This window comes from Streptomyces sp. NPDC020490 (assembly GCF_044335305.1).
Classification (GTDB): Bacteria; Actinomycetota; Actinomycetes; order Streptomycetales; family Streptomycetaceae; genus Streptomyces.
In genome coordinates this window covers 23,959-40,736 of the sequence record NZ_JBIRUY010000016.1, presented here as the reverse complement: position 1 = coordinate 40,736, position 16,778 = coordinate 23,959, and the positions used below count along the sequence as shown (strand labels likewise).

15 protein-coding genes and 1 pseudogene are annotated in these 16,778 nt (G+C 72.1%); 10 read left to right on the top strand and 6 right to left on the bottom strand.

Features of this window, described 5'->3' with window-relative positions; all coding sequences use genetic code 11:
• Nucleotides 1-72: 72 nt before the first annotated feature.
• Both ACH4ZX_RS18400 and ACH4ZX_RS18395 read right to left on the bottom strand, forming a co-directional pair.
• Nucleotides 73-813, bottom strand: a complete 741-nt coding sequence (locus ACH4ZX_RS18400; RefSeq protein ID WP_398273305.1) for a CE1759 family FMN reductase — start codon at nucleotides 811-813, stop codon at nucleotides 73-75.
• Nucleotides 810-1,931: an LLM class flavin-dependent oxidoreductase gene (locus tag ACH4ZX_RS18395; protein WP_398273303.1), complete on the bottom strand. Its 1,122-nt coding sequence runs from the start codon at nucleotides 1,929-1,931 to the stop codon at nucleotides 810-812. The genes ACH4ZX_RS18400 and ACH4ZX_RS18395 overlap by 4 nt, the downstream gene beginning before the upstream one ends.
• Before the next feature lie 141 nt (nucleotides 1,932-2,072).
• Here ACH4ZX_RS18395 and ACH4ZX_RS18390 point away from each other — a divergent pair, with 141 nt between their 5' ends.
• Complete coding sequence (locus ACH4ZX_RS18390) at nucleotides 2,073-2,867, top strand: DUF6597 domain-containing transcriptional factor (protein WP_398273302.1); 795 nt, start codon at nucleotides 2,073-2,075, stop codon at nucleotides 2,865-2,867.
• A 134-nt stretch (nucleotides 2,868-3,001) separates the two neighbouring features.
• Here the strand turns inward: ACH4ZX_RS18390 and ACH4ZX_RS18385 are convergent, their stop codons facing one another.
• Entirely contained in the window at nucleotides 3,002-3,892 is an 891-nt protein-coding gene (locus ACH4ZX_RS18385; RefSeq protein ID WP_398273300.1) for an NADP-dependent oxidoreductase, read from the bottom strand.
• 124 nt (nucleotides 3,893-4,016) lie between these two features.
• Here ACH4ZX_RS18385 and ACH4ZX_RS18380 point away from each other — a divergent pair.
• From ACH4ZX_RS18380 to ACH4ZX_RS18365, 4 genes and pseudogenes are all read left to right on the top strand, one after another.
• Nucleotides 4,017-4,406, top strand: a pseudogene (locus tag ACH4ZX_RS18380) (winged helix-turn-helix transcriptional regulator); the annotation flags it as partial.
• Nucleotides 4,407-4,534: 128 nt separating this feature from the next.
• A complete protein-coding gene (locus ACH4ZX_RS18375) occupies nucleotides 4,535-4,870 on the top strand; it encodes a YnfA family protein (RefSeq protein ID WP_398273298.1) in 336 nt (111 codons plus the stop codon).
• 63 nt (nucleotides 4,871-4,933) lie between these two features.
• Nucleotides 4,934-5,710, top strand: a complete 777-nt coding sequence (locus tag ACH4ZX_RS18370) for an SDR family NAD(P)-dependent oxidoreductase (RefSeq protein WP_398273296.1) — start codon at nucleotides 4,934-4,936, stop codon at nucleotides 5,708-5,710.
• Entirely contained in the window at nucleotides 5,710-5,856 is a 147-nt protein-coding gene (locus tag ACH4ZX_RS18365) for a hypothetical protein (RefSeq protein ID WP_324786536.1), read from the top strand. The genes ACH4ZX_RS18370 and ACH4ZX_RS18365 overlap by 1 nt, the downstream gene beginning before the upstream one ends.
• Nucleotides 5,857-5,971: 115 nt before the next feature.
• On the opposite strand, the gene ACH4ZX_RS18360 is transcribed toward ACH4ZX_RS18365, so the two are convergent.
• Nucleotides 5,972-7,165 (bottom strand): RtcB family protein, encoded by a 1,194-nt coding sequence (locus ACH4ZX_RS18360; protein ID WP_398273294.1) that lies wholly within the window; start codon nucleotides 7,163-7,165, stop codon nucleotides 5,972-5,974.
• Between the two features lie 203 nt (nucleotides 7,166-7,368).
• Between ACH4ZX_RS18360 and ACH4ZX_RS18355 the strand changes: the two genes are divergently transcribed.
• The 3 genes from ACH4ZX_RS18355 to ACH4ZX_RS18345 all read left to right on the top strand — a co-directional run bounded on the left by ACH4ZX_RS18355 (nucleotide 7,369) and on the right by ACH4ZX_RS18345 (nucleotide 10,708).
• Entirely contained in the window at nucleotides 7,369-8,238 is an 870-nt protein-coding gene (locus ACH4ZX_RS18355) for a DUF3558 domain-containing protein (protein WP_398273293.1), read from the top strand.
• 133 nt (nucleotides 8,239-8,371) lie between these two features.
• Nucleotides 8,372-9,289, top strand: a complete 918-nt coding sequence (locus ACH4ZX_RS18350) for a DUF3558 family protein (RefSeq protein WP_398273291.1) — start codon at nucleotides 8,372-8,374, stop codon at nucleotides 9,287-9,289.
• Between the two features lie 156 nt (nucleotides 9,290-9,445).
• Nucleotides 9,446-10,708 carry a DUF2637 domain-containing protein gene (locus ACH4ZX_RS18345; protein ID WP_398273289.1) on the top strand — a complete coding sequence of 421 codons (1,263 nt, stop codon included), beginning with the start codon at nucleotides 9,446-9,448 and terminating at the stop codon, nucleotides 10,706-10,708.
• 110 nt (nucleotides 10,709-10,818) lie between these two features.
• Here ACH4ZX_RS18345 and lysS read toward each other — a convergent pair whose 3' ends face one another.
• Nucleotides 10,819-12,558, bottom strand: a complete 1,740-nt coding sequence (lysS, locus tag ACH4ZX_RS18340; RefSeq protein ID WP_398273287.1) for a lysine--tRNA ligase — start codon at nucleotides 12,556-12,558, stop codon at nucleotides 10,819-10,821.
• 128 nt (nucleotides 12,559-12,686) lie between these two features.
• Here lysS and argS point away from each other — a divergent pair, with 128 nt between their 5' ends.
• Nucleotides 12,687-14,450 carry an arginine--tRNA ligase gene (gene argS / locus ACH4ZX_RS18335; protein ID WP_398273285.1) on the top strand — a complete coding sequence of 588 codons (1,764 nt, stop codon included), beginning with the start codon at nucleotides 12,687-12,689 and terminating at the stop codon, nucleotides 14,448-14,450.
• A gap of 93 nt (nucleotides 14,451-14,543) precedes the next feature.
• Nucleotides 14,544-15,407, top strand: a complete 864-nt coding sequence (locus tag ACH4ZX_RS18330; protein WP_398273283.1) for a DUF4253 domain-containing protein — start codon at nucleotides 14,544-14,546, stop codon at nucleotides 15,405-15,407.
• Between the two features lie 77 nt (nucleotides 15,408-15,484).
• Here ACH4ZX_RS18330 and ACH4ZX_RS18325 read toward each other — a convergent pair whose 3' ends face one another.
• On the bottom strand, nucleotides 15,485-16,729 hold the full coding sequence (locus ACH4ZX_RS18325; RefSeq protein WP_398273281.1) for a PLP-dependent aminotransferase family protein: 1,245 nt from the start codon (nucleotides 16,727-16,729) through the stop codon (nucleotides 15,485-15,487).
• Nucleotides 16,730-16,778: the final 49 nt, after the last annotated feature.

The window sequence follows — 16,778 nt, the reverse complement described above, 5'->3', positions numbered from 1 at the left end:
CTTCAGTGTGCCAAGGCCCGCGGCACCTCAGCGGGGGCGGGCCTGCCCGCGACCACCCTTTTTACCGGGCTCTCACCGTCGCGCCCGTGTCGTTCCCGCGCCGGGCGCGACGGGCGCGACAGGCGCGTCGGCCGCGCCGGTGGGCAACAGCGCCGCGAGCTGCTCCGCGAACGGCACCACCGCAAGGCCACCCCCGGCAGAGCGGGCGACCCGAGGACCGTCGCCGACCGGACCCGCGACCCGAGGACCGTCGCCGACCGGGCGGGCGGCCGGAAGACCGTCGTCGGCCGGGCGGGCGGCCGGCAGCCCGCGGGTCAGGGCCGTCAGCTCCCCCGCCGCCCGCTCGATCCGCCCGTCCAGGCCCTCCGCGCCCCAGTCCTCGGAGGCGGCGTACACGCCGGTCGGGACGACCACGGCGCGCAGGTGGGCGAAGAGGGGGCGCAGGGCGTGTTCGAGGACCAGGGAGTGGCGGGCGGAGCCGCCGGTCGCCGCGATCAGCACCCGCGTGCCCGCGAGCGCGTCCCGGTCGAGGACGTCGAAGAAGGACTTGAACAGCCCGCTGTACGACGCCGAGAACACCGGCGTGACGGCGATCAGCGCGTCGGCGTCCGTCACCGCCTCCAGCGCGGCGGCCAGGTTCCGGCCGGGAAACCCGTTGGTGAGGTGGTGCGCGATCTCCACGGCGAGCTCGCGCAGTTCGACGACCTGCACGTCGGCCGGGGCCTGCCGGTCCACCGCGGCGGCCAGCCGGTCGGCCAGCAGCCGGGTGGACGAGGGCACGCTCAGCCCCGCCGAGACGACGACGAGCCTCATGCGACGGACTCCTCCTTCTCCTGGACCTCGACCTGGGCCTGGGCCTTCCGGGCGGCGGCGAGCAGGGACGCGTGGGTCGGCGCCTCGGGCACGCCGGCCGGGCGCCCCTTGGCGAACTCCTCGCGCAGCACCGGCACGACGTCCTCACCGAGCATGTCGAGCTGCTCCAGCACGGTCTTCAGCGGCAGCCCGGCGTGGTCCATCAGGAACAGCTGGCGCTGGTAGTCGCCGGCGTAGTCGCGGAAGGCGAGCGTCTTCTCGATCACCTGCTGCGGGGAGCCGACGGTCAGCGGGGTCTGCTCGGCGAAGTCCTCCAGCGACGGCCCGTGCCCGTACACCGGCGCGTTGTCGAAGTACGGCCGGAACTCGCGGACCGCGTCCTGGGAGTTGCGGCGCATGAACACCTGTCCGCCGAGTCCGACGATCGCCTGCTCGGGCGTGCCGTGCCCGTAGTGGGCGTAGCGCTCCCGGTACAGCTCGATCATCTGCCTGGTGTGGTCGGCGGGCCAGAAGATGTTGTTGTGGAAGAAGCCGTCGCCGTAGAAGGCGGCCTGCTCGGCGATCTCCGGGGAGCGGATGGAGCCGTGCCAGACGAACGGCGGTACGCCGTCCAGTGGGCGGGGCGTGGAGGTGAAGCCCTGCAGCGGCGTGCGGAACTTCCCCTCCCAGTTCACGACGTCCTCGCGCCACAGCCGGCGCAGCAGGGCGTAGTTCTCGATGGCGAGGTTGATGCCCTGGCGGATGTCCTGCCCGAACCAGGGGTAGACGGGGCCGGTGTTGCCGCGGCCCATCATCAGGTCCACCCGCCCGTCGGCCAGGTGCTGGAGCATCGCGTAGTCCTCGGCGATCTTCACCGGGTCGTTGGTGGTGATCAGCGTGGTGGACGTGGACAGGATCAGACGTTCCGTCTTCGCCGCGATGTAGCCGAGCATGGTGGTCGGGGAGGACGGCACGAACGGCGGGTTGTGGTGCTCACCGGTCGCGAAGACGTCCAGGCCGACCTCCTCGGCCTTCAGGGCGATGGCGACCATGGCCTTGACGCGCTCACGCTCGGTCGGCGTACGGCCCGTGGTCGGGTCCGGGGTGACGTCGCCGACGCTGAAGATGCCGAACTGCATGGCCGCTCAACCTCCAAGTTGTTGACCATTCAACTATAGCGGCAAACGAAGGCCCCCGGCCCCGTATTCCCGTCCCCGCTCCCTGGGAGCACCGCCCCGCGCAGCCACCCGGCTGTCGGTGCGCCGTCCTACGATCCCGGTATGGCCGCACCACGCCGTGACACCCGAGGCATCGTCGACGCCGCGGAACTCTTCGCGCGCGTGCACTTCCGCCGCCGCGAGCCCGCCGAACCCCTGCGCCCCTACCTCGAGCACTACTGGCTGATCGACTACGACCTCACCCAGCCGTACGCCTCGCACGTGGTCCCGCACCCGTCGGTCAACATCGTCTTCCAGCGCCTGTCCGGCCAGGAGCCGTTCGCCGAGGTGTCCGGCATCGGGCTGGAGCTGTTCACGCAGAAGCTGGAGGGCAGCGGGCGGGTGTGCGGGATCCAGTTCCGGCCGGGCGGCTTCCGGCCGTTCTTCCCCGATCGCCCGGTGAGCGCGTGGACGGGCCGGCGCGTCCCGCTCCCGCAGGCCGACACCGCGGCCGTCCTGGACCCGGACGTCGAGGACGCCCGGGTCGCCGCCCTCGACGCCTTCCTGCTCGGCCTCGGCCCCCGCCCCGACCCCCAGGCCGACCTCGCGATGGCCCTGGCCGACCGCATCCGCACCGACCGCACCATCCGCCGCGTCGGCGACTTCGCCCACGCCGAGGGCATGTCCGTACGGCTCCTGCAGCGCCTGTTCGCCACGTACGTCGGCGTCGGCCCCAAGTGGGTCGTCCTGCGCTACCGCATCCACGAGGCCCTGGAACGCGCCGAGACCGACCGGGACGTGGACTGGGCCCGCCTGGCCGCCGACCTCGGCTACGCCGACCAGGCCCACCTGGTCCGGGACTTCACGGCGACGGTGGGCGTACCGCCGACGGCGTACGCGACGCAGCGCGTGCGCTGAGGGCCCCGCCCGCCCCGGCGCCCTGTACGCCCAGGACCCCGTACACCCGGCGCGCCCAGGACCCCGTACGCCCAGTGCGCCCGGGACCCTCGGGGCCCCCGGGACCCGGGCGTCAGGGGACCCGGCCCCCCGCGTCAGGGGATCAGCACCAGCCGCCCGCGCACCCCGCCCTCCGCGAGGCGGGCGTGGGCCTCGGCGGCGTCCTCCAGGGCGTACGTCTCGGCCACCCGCAGCTTCAGCACGCCCCGGTCCACCAGACCGGCCAGCTGCGCCAGAAGGGCTCCGTCGGCGCTCACCTCCACCGCGGCGGTCCGCACCCCGCGCACCGGAGCGGGGTGCGCCTGCGGGATGACGCCGACGTACGCGCCCCCGTCCCGCACCCACTCCAGAGCCGTCTCGCCCAGCACCGCCGCGTCCAGCACGGCGTCGAAGCCGCCCGGGTCCACCGCGCCGCTCACCACGTGCGCCGCCCCCAGGGACCGCATCAGTTCCGCGTCGGACTCCCTGGCCAGCGCGGTCACCGCCACCCCGCGGTGGGCGGCGAGCTGGACCGCGAACCCGCCGACCGCGCCCGCCGCGCCCGTCACCAGCAGCGACTGCCCGGGGGCCGGCCGCAGCAGGTCGAGAGCCTGCGCGGCGGTCAGCGCGTTCAGCGGGAGGGTCGCCGCGTGCACCGCGTCCACCGTGGCCGGCGCCTTCGCCACCGCGGCCGTGTCCACGACGACGTACTCGGCGTGCGCGGCCAGCGGCCTCACCATCCCGTAGTCCAGCGCCACGACCTCGTCGCCCGCCTCCCACGCGGTGGCCACCCCCGTCGCGTCCACCGTCCCGGCGACGTCCCAGCCGAGCCCGATCTGCTTGCCCGCGCCGCCGAAGGCGCCGGCCCGCACCCCCGCGTCCACCGGGTTCAGCGCGGCCGCGGCCACCTTGATCCGCACCTGCCGCGCGGCCGGCTCGGGCACCTCGGCGTCCACGATCCGCACGGCCTCGGGCCCGCCGAACTCGGTCACCACTGCAGCTCGCATGTCAACTCTCCCCTGATCGCCGCCACTTGGACGTGCTTCTCGCCCGCTGACAACAACCCTAGGAAGAGTTACTATCCATCAGGAAGTAGTTACCCGAAGGTGCCTACCTACCCGGGAGGGAAGCATGGCGACCACGACCGCGGCCCAGCGGCGCGAGCAGGCGCGTGTCGAGTACGACGCGTTCATCCGGGCCTGCCCCACCAACCAGCTCCTCGGCCGCCTCAGCGACAAGTGGGTCAGCCTCGTCGTCGCCGCCCTGTCCGCCGGCCCCATGCGCTACAGCGACCTCAGCCGCAAGATCGCGGGCGTCAGCCCCAAGATGCTGACGCAGACGCTGCGCACCCTGGAACGCGACGGCATCGTCTCGCGCGCCGTCACCCCGTCCGTCCCGGTCCGCGTCGACTACGCCCTCACCCCGCTCGGCGGCAGCCTGGCGCTGCTGCTGACCGCGGTGAAGGACTGGGCGGAAACCCACATCGAGGAGGTCCACGAGGCCCGCGAGCGCTACGACGCCGCGAACGGCCCCGACCACGGCCCCGGCAGCCGACCCGACCACGGCCCCGGCAGCCGACCCGACCACGGCCCCGGCGACCGGCCGGACCACTGACCCCGGCCGCAACCACGCGTGGCAGGCTTCGGGGCATGCCGGTCCTCCGCTCCGCCGCCCTGTTCGCCGTCGCCGCCGTCCTCGAGATCGGCGGCGCCTGGCTGGTCTGGCAGGGCCTGCGCGAACACCGCGGCTGGCCGTGGATCACCGGCGGCGTCCTCGCCCTCGGCGCGTACGGCTTCGTCGCCACCTTCCAGACCGACACCCACTTCGGCCGCGTCCTCGCCGCGTACGGCGGCATCTTCGTCGCCGGCTCGATCCTGTGGGGCGTGATCGCCGACGGCTACCGCCCCGACCGCTGGGACGTCACCGGCGCGCTGGTCTGCCTGGCCGGCATGGCGGTGATCATGTGGGCGCCGCGGAACCGATAGCCGGGCTCTATACCCTGTAGTCGGCAGCAATCGTTCGAAATGACGCGTCCCGAGGAGCAGCCCATGGCCACCGCCGCACCGTCCGCCGCGTCCCGCATCGCCGTCGTCACCGGCGCGAGCAGCGGGATCGGCGCCGCCACGGCCCGGCGGCTCGCCGCGGCCGGCTACCGGGTCGTGCTGACCGCCCGCCGCAAGGACCGCATCGAGGCACTCGCCGAGGAGATCGAGGCGGCCGGGCACTCGGCGACGGCGTATCCGCTGGACGTGACGGACCGTGCGGCGGTGGACGAGTTCGCCACCGCCTTCCGCACGATCGGCGTGCTGGTCAACAACGCGGGCGGCGCGCTCGGCGCCGACCCGGTAGCCACCGGCGACCCGGCCGACTGGCGCACGATGTTCGAGACGAACGTCCTCGGCACACTGAACCTCACCCAGGCGCTGCTGCCGAAGCTGATCGCCGGCGGCGACGGCACGGTCGTGGTCGTCTCCTCCACCGCGGGCCACGGCACGTACGAGGGCGGCGCGGGCTACGTCGCCGCCAAGCACGGCGAGCACGTCCTCGCCGAGACCCTGCGCCTGGAGATCGTCGGGCAGCCGGTCCGGGTCATCGAGATCGCGCCCGGCATGGTCAAGACGGACGAGTTCGCGCTGACCCGCTTCGGCGGCGACGAGGCGAAGGCCGCCAAGGTCTACGAGGGCGTCGCCGAACCCCTGACGGCGGACGACGTCGCCGACACCATCACGTGGGCGGTCACCCGCCCCAGCCACGTCAACGTGGATCTCCTGGTCCTGCGCCCGCGCGCCCAGGCGTCGAACACCAAAGTGCACCGGGAGCTGTGATGCCGACCGCGGACGACGCCGAGCAACGACGCCTCGCCCTGGAGAAGAAGCGCGAGCGCTACGTCTGGTACTACCTCGGCTACTTCCTCTTCGGCATCCACGTCGTCGCCTTCGTCATGATCTTCGCGGTGATGCACGCGAAGTAGGCACACGAAGCGGGCACGCCCGGCAGGCACGCCCAGCACGCGCGCCCGGCAGGCGCGCGAAGCAGGCCGGCAGGCCGGGGCCGGCGGAGGGACGCGGTCCCGCCGCCGACGGACCTCAGCCCTTGACGCAGACGACCTGCTTCAGCTTCGCCACGACCTCCACCAGGTCCCGCTGCTGCTCGATGACCTGCTCGATCGGCTTGTACGCGGCCGGGATCTCGTCCACGACGCCGGAGTCCTTGCGGCACTCCACGCCCCGCGTCTGCTCCTCCAGGTCCTTCGCCGAGAAGCGGCGCTTGGCCGCGTTGCGGCTCATGCGCCGGCCGGCGCCGTGGGACGCCGAGTTGAACGCCTTCTCGTTGCCGAGGCCCTTCACGATGTAGGACCCCGTGCCCATCGAGCCGGGGATGATCCCGTACTCGCCGGAGCCCGCGCGGATCGCGCCCTTGCGGGTCACCAGCAGGTCCATGCCGTCGTAGCGCTCCTCGGCCACGTAGTTGTGGTGGGCGCTGATCTCGGGCTCGAAGACCGGCTTCGCCTTCCGGAACTCCTTGCGGATCACGTCCTTCAGGAGCGCCATCATGATCGAGCGGTTGTACTTCGCGTACTCCTGCGCCCAGAACAGATCGTTGCGGTACGCCGCCATCTGCGGGGTGTCCGCGATGAAGACGGCGAGGTCGCGGTCGACCAGACCCTGGTTGTGCGGGAGCTGCTGGGCCACGCCGATGTGGTGATCGGCCAGTTCCTTGCCGATGTTGCGGGAGCCGGAGTGCAGCATCAGCCAGACAGAACCGGTGGTGTCCGTGCAGACCTCGACGAAGTGGTTGCCGCTGCCGAGCGTTCCCATCTGCTTTCCGGCACGTTCGTGACGGAACTTGACCGCCTCCGCCACCCCGCCGAACCGCTGCCAGAAGTCGTCCCAGCCGGCCGTGGCGAACCCGTGCAGGCGGCCCGGGTCGACCGGTTCGTCGTGCATGCCCCGCCCCACCGGGATGGCGGCCTCGATCTTCGAGCGCAGCCGCGACAGGTCGCCGGGCAGGTCGTTCGCCGTCAGGGACGTCTTGACCGCCGACATGCCGCACCCGATGTCGACGCCCACCGCCGCGGGGCAGACGGCGCCCCGCATGGCGATCACGGAGCCGACCGTCGCGCCCTTGCCGTAGTGCACGTCCGGCATGACCGCCAGGCCCTTGATCCACGGCAGGGTCGCGACGTTGCGCAGCTGCTGCAGCGCTCCGTCCTCGACCGTCGCCGGGTCGGTCCACATGCGGATGGGAACCTTGGCCCCGGGTATCTCCACATATGACATGACGTCCCCATTCCCCCGAAAATGAACAGAAGCCCGAAATCGCAAAACCGGCGCCAAGGTCGACGAAAGGGATGACGGACCGGCGTCCACGGCCATGCGTGCGATAGACATTGTGTTCTGGGAGCGCCCCCGTGCGGCAAGCGAATAACCAGCGGGGACACTGTGATCACCGGACACCACCCACCGTCGAGAGGGGCCTGACCGTGCTGCGGAAGGCGTACGTACCCGGCGTCGCCGCGCTCCTCGCGGCGCTGCTGACCGGCTGCACCGGCGGCTCGGGCGGCGGCACCCCGACGGACGACGCCAACCCCGGCGACGCGGGCACCGCGACGGCCGCGGCCCAGCCGGGCCGGTACCGCACGCTCCCGGAGCCGTGCGGCGCGGTCGGCCAGGGCACCCTCGACTCGCTGCTGCCCGGGATCAAGGAGATCACCGACGAGGACCAGCGGGAGAAGGCGTACGCGGGCGAGGCGACGCTGACGTACGACACCGACCGCAAGGTCGGCTGCCGCTGGAAGGTGCAGTCGGCGGCCGCGACCGACCATCTCCTCGTCGACCTCGAGCGGGTGGTGTCGTACGACAACTCCGTGAGCGACGACAGCCAGGCGCAGGACCTGTTCGCGGCCCTGCGGACGGCGGCCGACCTCCCCAAGCCGACGGGTTCCGCCACCGCCGACACGGCCGAGAGCACCTCCAAGGCCACGTCCGAAGCCACCTCCAAGGCCACGTCCAAGGGCGAGTCCACGGGCGCCTCCAAGGGCACGTCCGCCGGGAGCACCGGTCCCAGCGCCTCCCCCGGCACGAGCGCCTCCTCCTCCGTCACCCCGTCCGACCTCCAGCCCCGTGTGCTGGACGGCCTGGGCGACGAGGCGTTCCTGGACGACGAGCTCGACAGCTCCGGTTCGACGGCCCAGCGGCGCACGGTGACTGTGGCGTTCCGCACGTCGAACGTCATCGTCACCATCGAGTACGAGGAGCAGCCGGCGGCCGTCGGAGTCGTCCCGGACAGCAAGGAAATGCAGGACAAGGCCCGGAAACTGGCCGCCCAACTGGCCGACGCGCTGGCCGGTTAGCACCCTTCACCCACCCCCGCCCGCCCGCCCGCAAAGCGCGCGAAGCGGAAACGCACACCTGTCCCACCGCGTACCGTGGCCCCTCGGACCCGATCCGACCGCAGGAACCACGAGTGTCATGAGTGAAGGAACCATGCAGCGACCAGCACAGCGAGACCGGCGGAACGAGCGAGACCAGCGAGCGAGGGGCAGGGGCCGCACCCTGGTCTGCGCGACGGCGGTGCCGGTGATGCTGATCGTCGCCGGCTGCTCCTCGGACTCCGGCTCCGACGACGGCGGCGGCAAGAACCCGGGCGGCGCGACGGCGTCGGCGTCCGCGAGCGCGTCGCCGACGGTACGGGCGGCGGCGTACTCCAAGTTGCCGAAGTCGTGTGACGTGCTGTCGAAGAAGACGCTGACCTCGCTCGTGCCCAGGGGCGTGAAGTCGGGCAAGGAGGGCACGTCCGACGACACGGCGACGCGGGCGAGTTGCTCCTGGAACAGCCTGGACAACAACGGCGTGAAGGGTTCCCAGTTCCGCTGGCTCAACGTCTCGCTGCTGCGCTTCGACTCGGACGTCTCGCGCGGCGAGGGCGACAAGCAGGCGCACGCGTACTACGAGAAGCAGATCGAGGACGCCCAGTCGGTGGCGGGCGCGAAGAACACGAAGTCGCAGCCGGTCTCCGGGACGGGCGACGAGGCGACGTCGGTGCGCTACGACCTGAAGAAGAAGGAGGGGTCCTTCAAGCAGCAGACGGTCGTGACGCGGGTGGAGAACGTCGTCGTCACCGTCGACTACAACGGCGCGGGACTGGCCGGCGACAAGACCCCGAGCGCCGACACGCTGGCGAAGCTCGCGGAGAAGGCGGCCAAGGAGGCGGTGGCCGCGGTGGCGGCGGCCAACGGCGACGGCGGCACGGCCTCGGGCGGCGGCACGGATGCGGGCACGACGAGTCCCTCGCCCACGAAGTCGGCGTCGAAGCCGTCCGCGTCGCCGTCCAAGTCGGCCTCCGCGTCGGCGTCGAAGGCCGTGAAGGCGTCCTCGTCCGCTACAGCGTCGAAGAAGAGCTGACTGTCACACCCAGGTGCCCAGGCGCAGCTCAGCCCCGCTTTCCGACGGAGCCCGGTCCCCCTCGTGGGCCGGGCTCCCGGCGCACCGGCACCATGTCCGCCGTACACATGTGCCACTCTGTTGCGCGCAACAACACGCAAGGGGAGGGGAGTACGGGTGGCCGCGCCACTGCAGCTGACTCGGATGCACCGCGTTCTCATCGGTGTGGTCGTGACCGGCGCCGTGATCATCGCCGGCATCGGCTTCGCCGGTTCCTACGCCGCCGTCCGCGAGCTTGCGATCAAAAAGGGCTTCGGGAACTTCTCCTACGTGTTCCCGATCGGCATCGACGCGGGCATCTGCGTCCTGCTGTCCCTGGATCTCCTCCTGACCTGGATCCGCATCCCGTTCCCGCTGCTGCGCCAGACCGCGTGGCTGCTGACGGCGGCGACGATCGCCTTCAACGGCGCGGCCGCCTGGCCGGACCCGCTCGGCGTCGGCATGCACGCGGTGATCCCGGTGCTGTTCGTGGTCTCGGTGGAGGCGGCCCGGCACGCGATCGGCCGGATGGCCGACATCACCGCCGACAAGCACATGGAGGGCGTCCGCCTCACCCGCTGGCTGCTCTCGCCGGTCCCGACGTTCCTGCTGTGGCGCCGGATGAAGCTGTGGGAGCTGCGCTCCTACGAGCAGGTCATCAAGCTGGAGCAGGAGCGGCTGGTGTACCAGGCGCGGCTGCGGTCGCGGTTCGGCCGGGCGTGGCGCAGGAAGGCCCCGGTGGAGTCGCTGATGCCGCTGAGGCTGGCCCGGTACGGGGTGCCGCTGGCCGAGACGGCCCCGGCGGGGCTGGCGGCGGCGGGCATCGAACCGGCGTTGCTGCCGCCTGCTCCCGCGCCGGAGCCGGCATCGGTGCCGGCGCAGGCGCCGCAGGCCGTCGCGGCCGTCGGTGTCCGCTCGGTGGAGGCGGCGCCCGCGCCGCAGCCGGTGCCCGGCCCGGACGAGAGCCCCTGGCTGCACGCCCGGCACCCGCAGGAGATCGAGTACCACGGCGACTACGACCCCACGTACGACCCCGAGCAGTACGCCCAGTGGATCGCGGAGCAGCAGCAGGCCGAGCAGTACCAGGAGCAGTACGTCGAGGAGCCGTTCGCCGAGGAGCCGTCCCCGGAGGAGACCGGCAGCTTCCCCATCCCGGTGAGCCCGGGCCGCACCCGGGAGCTGGGCGAGGGCGGCGGCCCGCCGGAGCCCAGCGAGGACGCGTACTACCAGGTCTTCCGCGAGTCGATAAAGAGCGGCAACGGAGCGCCCACTCCCCGTGGGTTCATCGCGGACGTGGAGGCGACGTACGGCATCGCGCTGCCCGAGGCGGACGCCAAGCGCATGGTGAACCGCTTCTCCAACCGCCTCAACGCGGAACTGACGGACGAGCACATCGCCTGACCCATGGACGGGTGAGCGCACGGGACGGGTGAGCGCACGAGCGCACGGGAAAGGGGCCCTCGAAGCGAGGGCCCCTTTCCTGTCGCCATCCGGTGCCGTCCGGCCGCCGCCTACTCGCCGAGCAGGCGCCGCACCCGCTCCTGGCCGACCGCCAGCAGCAGCGTGGGCAGCCGCGGGCCGGTGTCCCGGCCCACCAGCAGGTGGTACAGCAGCGCGAAGAAGGACCGCTGGGCGGTCTTGATCTCTGGCGGCAGTTCCTTGGGCGTGGCGTCGGCGGCGAAGCCGGCCTGCACCTTGGGCACGCCGTAGACGAGGTGCGTCAGGCCGTCCAGCGACCAGTGCGACTCCAGGCCGTCGAGCAGCAGGCGCACGGACTGCTGGGAGGCCTCGTCGAGGGACTTCAGCAGTTCGGCGTCGGGCTCGTCGCGCACGATGGTCCGCTGGTCGGCGGGCACGTGCGTGTTGATCCAGGCCTCGGCCTTGTCGTAGCGCGGCCGTGCCTCGTCCAGGGAGGCGAGCGGGTTGTCCGGGTCGAGTTCGGACAGGATCCGCAGCGCCTGGTCCTGGTGGCCGGCGGTGATGTCGGCGACCGACGCCAGCGTCCGGTACGGCAGCGGCCTCGGCGTCCTCGGCAGGTCACCGCTCGCCGTGCCGACCGCGCGGGCGTGCGCGGCGAGGTCCCCCGGCAGCGCGGAGCCGTCGGCGACCTTCGCGTCGAGCTTGTCCCACTCGTCGTAGAGGCGCTGGATCTCCTGGTCGAAGGCGATCTTGAAGGACTGGTTGGGCCGGCGCCGGGCGTACAGCCAGCGCAGCAGCTGCGGCTCCATGATCTTCAGGGCGTCGGCCGGGGTCGGCACCCCGCCGCGCGACGACGACATCTTGGCCATGCCGCTGATGCCGACGAAGGCGTACATGGGCCCGATGGGCTGCTTGCCGCCGAAGATGCCGACGATCTGGCCGCCCACCTGGAAGCTGGAGCCCGGGGAGGAGTGGTCGACGCCGCTCGGCTCGAAGATGACGCCCTCGTACGCCCACCGCATGGGCCAGTCGACCTTCCAGACCAGCTTGCCGCGGTTGAACTCGTTGAGCCGGACGGTCTCGGAGAAGGCGCAGGCGGTGCAGCTGTACGTCAGCTCGGTGGTGTCGTCGTCGTAGGACGTGACCGTCGTCAGGTCCTTCTCGCAGTTGCCGCAGAACGGCTTGTACGGGAAGTACCCGGCGGAGCCGGAGGAGCCGTCGTCCTCGGACGCGGCGCCCGAGCCCTCCTCGGCCTGCAGCTCGGCCTCGTCGACGGGCTTCTGCGTCTTCTTCGCGGGGGCCTTCTTGGTCCGGTACTGGTCCAGGACGGCGTCGATCTCCTGCCGGTGCCGCATGGCGTGCAGGATCTGCTCGCGGTAGGCACCGGAGGTGTACTGCTCGGTCTGGCTGATGGCGTCGAACTCCACGCCCAGCTCGGCGAGCGAGTCGACCATGGCGGCCTTGAAGTGCTCGGCCCAGTTGGGGTGCGGCGAGCCCTTCGGCGCGGGCACGGACGTCAGCGGCTTGCCGATGTGCTCCGCCCAGGTCTCGTCGACGCCCGCGATACCGGCCGGCACCTTGCGGAACCGGTCGTAGTCGTCCCAGGAGATCAGGTGCCGGACCTGGCGGCCGCGGCGGCGGATCTCGTCGGCGACGAGGTGCGGGGTCATGACCTCCCGGAGGTTGCCCAGGTGGATGGGGCCGGAGGGGGAGAGGCCGGACGCGACGACGACCGGTTTGCCCGGGGCCCGACGCTCCGACTCCTCGATGACCTCATCCGCGAAACGGGAGACCCAGTCGGTGGTCTCGGTGCTCTGAGCCACGATCGGCACGTCCTTCTTTCTGAACGGGGTGACACCCCATTCTCACAGACCGGATCGCGCTCGGGAAAACCGCTTTACCCCCCATGGGATACTGAGTGTGTCTATCCATCCCCACGAGGAGAACGGCACCCCTTCCTATGGCCTCGGTCACGTCCCTCAGCGATTCCGTCCAGCAGCGCCTCGCGTCCGCCCTCTCGGCCACCCTGCCGGAGGCCGCCGACGCCGACCCGCTGCTGCGACGTAGCGACCGGGCGGACTTCCAGGCGAACGGCATCCTGGCGCTCGCCAAGAAGGCCAAGGCCAACCCGCGGGAGCTGGCCGCGCAGGTGGTGTCGCGGGTGGAGACCGGCGGCCTGTTCAAGGAGGTCGAGGTCTCCGGGCCCGGCTTCCTCAACATCACGGTCACCGACGAGGCGATCACCCGGAACCTCGCCGCCCGGGCCGCCGACCCCGAGGGCCGTCTCGGCGTGCCGTACGCCGACGCTCCGGGCACCACGGTCATCGACTACGCCCAGCCGAACGTGGCGAAGGAGATGCACGTCGGCCACCTGCGTTCCGCGGTGATCGGCGACTCCGTCGTCAAGCTGCTGGAGTTCACCGGCGAGACGGTGATCCGCCGCCACCACATCGGCGACTGGGGCACCCAGTTCGGCATGCTCATCCAGTACCTGGACGAGCACCCGCACGAGCTGGACCACAAGGCGTCCGAGGTCACCGGTGAGGAGGCGATGTCGAACCTCGACCGCCTCTACAAGGCCGCGCGCAAGCTGTTCGACTCCGACGAGGAGTTCAAGACGCGCTCGCGGCGCCGGGTGGTGGACCTCCAGGCCGGCGACCCGCACACGCTCGCGGTGTGGCAGAAGTTCGTGGACGAGTCGAAGATCTACTTCTTCTCCGTCTTCGAGAAGCTGGACATGGACATCCGCGACGCGGACATCGTCGGCGAGTCGGGCTACAACGACATGCTCGCCGAGACGTGCCGGCTGCTGGAGGAGAAGGGCGTCGCGGTCCGCTCCGAAGGCGCGCTGTGCGTGTTCTTCGACGACATCAAGGGCCCGGACGGCAACCCGGTCCCGCTGATCGTGCAGAAGTCCGACGGCGGCTACGGCTACGCGGCCACGGACCTGTCGGCGATCCGCGACCGCGTCTTCAACCTGAAGGCGCACTCCCTGCTGTACGTCGTCGACGCCCGCCAGGGGCTGCACTTCCGGATGGTCTTCGAGACCGCCCGCCGGGCCGGCTGGCTGAACGACGACGTGCAGGCGGCGCAGCTCGCGTTCGGCACGGTCCTCGGCAAGGACGGCAAGCCGTTCAAGACCCGTGAGGGCGAGACGGTGCGGCTGGTCGACCTGCTCGACGAGGCGATCGAGCGGGCCAGCGCCGTGGTGCGGGAGAAGGCGCAGGACCTGTCGGAGGAGGAGATCGCCGAGCGCGGCGCCCAGGTGGGCATCGGCGCGGTGAAGTACGCGGACCTGTCGACGTCGGCGAGCCGCGACTACAAGTTCGACCTGGACCAGATGGTGTCGCTGAACGGCGACACGTCCGTGTACCTCCAGTACGCGTTCGCCCGGATCCGGTCGATCCTCCGCAAGGCCGGCGAGGCGCGCCCGGCCGCGCACCCGGAGCTGGAGCTGACCGCCCCGGAGCGGGCGCTGGGCCTGCACCTGGACCAGTTCGCGGAGACGGTCGCGGAGGCCGCGAGGGAGTACGCCCCGCACAAGCTGACGGCGTACCTGTACCAGCTCGCGTCCCTGTACACCTCGTTCTACGACAAGTGCCCGGTCCTGAAGGCCGAGACGCCCGAGCAGGTCGAGAACCGCCTCTTCCTGTGCGAGGTCACGGCCCGCACCCTGCACGAGGGCATGGCCCTGCTGGGCATCAGGACGCCCGAGCGCCTCTGACGCACGGCCCGGCGCTCCGCTCCGCACCCCCTGTACGACCGGGGTGCGGCAAGCGGAGCGTCGATGTCAGTGGCTGCCCCTACAGTCACTGGCATGGCTACCCTTCCCAACCCGCTGCCCAGGCTGGCGACCGATCCGAGCGGGCGTGCGCTCGGGCTGGAACTCCCGCCCGGGAGACTGATCGACGCCACGAACGAGGGCGCGTGGCACGAGCCGCTGCTGTGGCACGCCGGGCGCTCGGCGTCCTCCGGCAACTGGGCGCGGCTCGCCGGGCCCGCCTCCCGGCTGGGGCTGCTGCCGGTGCTCGTGGACGTGGGCGACCAGGTGGGCGGCCCGGACCAGTGGGAGTTGCGGCCCGGGAAGATGTCCTACCCCGGTGATCACGACGCCGACGAGGTGCTGGCCGGGTTCTGGGAGGACTACGTGGCGGACGCGTCCGGCGTCGAGGAGGACGGCCCGGACCTGGAGCCGACCGTCGAGGACCTCGAGGAGACGCTCGCCCCCTTCGGCCCGGACTGGCCCGGCCTCGCCCCCGAGCGGGCCCTGTCCGCCGACCCCGACGTCCGGGCGGCCGAGATCGCCGACCGCCTCCTGGAGGACGGCTCCTGGTTCGAGGATCCCCGCCTCGCGCTGGTCCCCGCCCGCCGCTCCGCCGACATACCGGCGGCCCTCGGCTGGCCCGGCCCGCTGAACCACGAGGACGACACGGCCGTACTCTGTGCGGTCCTGCGCTCCTGGGAGGACCGCTTCGGCGTCCGCGTCGTCGCGCTCACCTACGACCAGCTGGTCCTGTCGGTCGCGGCGCCGCCCACCACCCGGGCCGAGGCCGAGGCGGTGGCCGCCGAGCACTTCGCGTTCTGCCCGGACAACATCGTCCAGGGACACCACGAGACGGTGCGCGCGTACGCCGAGCACGCGGTCCAGGACCAGCGGATGTGGTCGTTCTGGTGGGACTGAGGCTCTGGACTCAGCCCGGACTCAGCTCCGCCGGCTCGGCCCCGGACTCAGCCCCCGGACTCAGCCCCCGGCCGGGCTCAGCCGAGGGTTTTGCCGCCGAAGGCCCTGCCCAGCCTGCGCAGCCCCTCCGTGATCTCCTCCGGCGTGTGCGTGACGAAGCACAGGCGCATCGTCGAGGTGTCCGGCGTGCCCGCGTGGAAGGGCGCGCCGGGCACGTACGCCACGTCGTGTCGCACCACGTCCGGCAGCAGGGCCGTGGTGTCGTACCCCTCCGGCAGCCGGGCCCACAGGAACATGCCGCCGGCGGGCCGGTTCCACGTGGAACCGTCGGGAAGGGCGTCGGCCAGCCCGGCGAGCATCGCGTCGCGGCGCTCGCGGTAGGCCCCGGCCACCCGGACGACGTGCCCGTCCAGGTCCCGGTCGGCCAGGTACCGGGCCGCGGCGAGCTGGTTGACGGTCGGGGTGTGCAGGTCCGCGGCCTGCTTGGCGATCGCGCAGGCCCGGCGCAGCGCGGCGGGCGCCCGCAGCCAGCCCAGCCGCAGGCCGGGCGCCATGACCTTGGAGAAGGAGCCGAGCAGCACGGTCCGGTCGCGGGCGTCGTCGAAGGAGGCGATCCAGGGCACCCGCTCGCCCTCGAAGCGGAGTTCGCCGTAGGGGTCGTCCTCGACGATCCACAGCCCCCGGCGGGCGGCCACCGCGGCGACGGCGGCCCGGCGCCCGGCGGGCATGGTGCGGCCGGTCGGGTTCTGGAAGGTGGGCACGGTGTAGAGGAGCTTCGGCCGCTCGCTCACCACCAGCGCCTCCAGCGCCTCGGGGTCGACGCCGTCGGCGTCCGTCGGCACGGCCACGACGCGCGCGCCCGCGAGGCCGAAGGCCTGGAGGGCCGCCAGATAGCACGGGTCCTCGACGAGGACGGTGTCGCCGGGTTCGAGCAGGGCGGTGGCGAGGAGGGAGAGCGCCTGCTGGGAGCCGGTGGTGACCAGGATGTCGTCGGCGTCGGTGGCGAGGCCGCGGGCACCGGTACGGGCGGCGAGCGCGGCCCGCAGTGCGGGCTCGCCCTCCGTCGTGGAGTACTGCAGCGCCCGTTCGGGCACCTCGGCGAGGACGGCCCGGAAGGCGTCCGCGACGCCGTCGGCGTCGAACAGTTCAGGGGCCGGCAGCCCGCCCGCGAAGTTGACGACCTCGGGGCGGGCGGTGACGGCGAGGATGTCCCGTACCGGCGAGCCGCCGACCGTACGGACCCGTGCCGCGAGCGGCGGCACGGGAGCGGAGACAGGGGCGGGAGCGGGAGCGGAGGCTGGAACGGGCTCGGTGACGGTCATGACACGGCTCCTTCGGCTGCGGCGACGTCGTCTCCCGCCGCAGCCTAGG

Coding starts and splice junctions, on each gene's coding strand:
- ACH4ZX_RS18400 (WP_398273305.1), bottom strand. CDS start 813: ATGAGGCTCGTCGTCGTCTCGGCGGGGCTGAGCGTGCCCTCGTCCACC.
- ACH4ZX_RS18395 (WP_398273303.1), bottom strand. CDS start 1,931: ATGCAGTTCGGCATCTTCAGCGTCGGCGACGTCACCCCGGACCCGACC.
- ACH4ZX_RS18390 (WP_398273302.1), top strand. CDS start 2,073: ATGGCCGCACCACGCCGTGACACCCGAGGCATCGTCGACGCCGCGGAA.
- ACH4ZX_RS18385 (WP_398273300.1), bottom strand. CDS start 3,892: ATGCGAGCTGCAGTGGTGACCGAGTTCGGCGGGCCCGAGGCCGTGCGG.
- ACH4ZX_RS18375 (WP_398273298.1), top strand. CDS start 4,535: ATGCCGGTCCTCCGCTCCGCCGCCCTGTTCGCCGTCGCCGCCGTCCTC.
- ACH4ZX_RS18370 (WP_398273296.1), top strand. CDS start 4,934: ATGGCCACCGCCGCACCGTCCGCCGCGTCCCGCATCGCCGTCGTCACC.
- ACH4ZX_RS18365 (WP_324786536.1), top strand. CDS start 5,710: ATGCCGACCGCGGACGACGCCGAGCAACGACGCCTCGCCCTGGAGAAG.
- ACH4ZX_RS18360 (WP_398273294.1), bottom strand. CDS start 7,165: ATGTCATATGTGGAGATACCCGGGGCCAAGGTTCCCATCCGCATGTGG.
- ACH4ZX_RS18350 (WP_398273291.1), top strand. CDS start 8,372: ATGCAGCGACCAGCACAGCGAGACCGGCGGAACGAGCGAGACCAGCGA.
- argS (WP_398273285.1), top strand. CDS start 12,687: ATGGCCTCGGTCACGTCCCTCAGCGATTCCGTCCAGCAGCGCCTCGCG.
- ACH4ZX_RS18330 (WP_398273283.1), top strand. CDS start 14,544: ATGGCTACCCTTCCCAACCCGCTGCCCAGGCTGGCGACCGATCCGAGC.
- ACH4ZX_RS18325 (WP_398273281.1), bottom strand. CDS start 16,729: ATGACCGTCACCGAGCCCGTTCCAGCCTCCGCTCCCGCTCCCGCCCCT.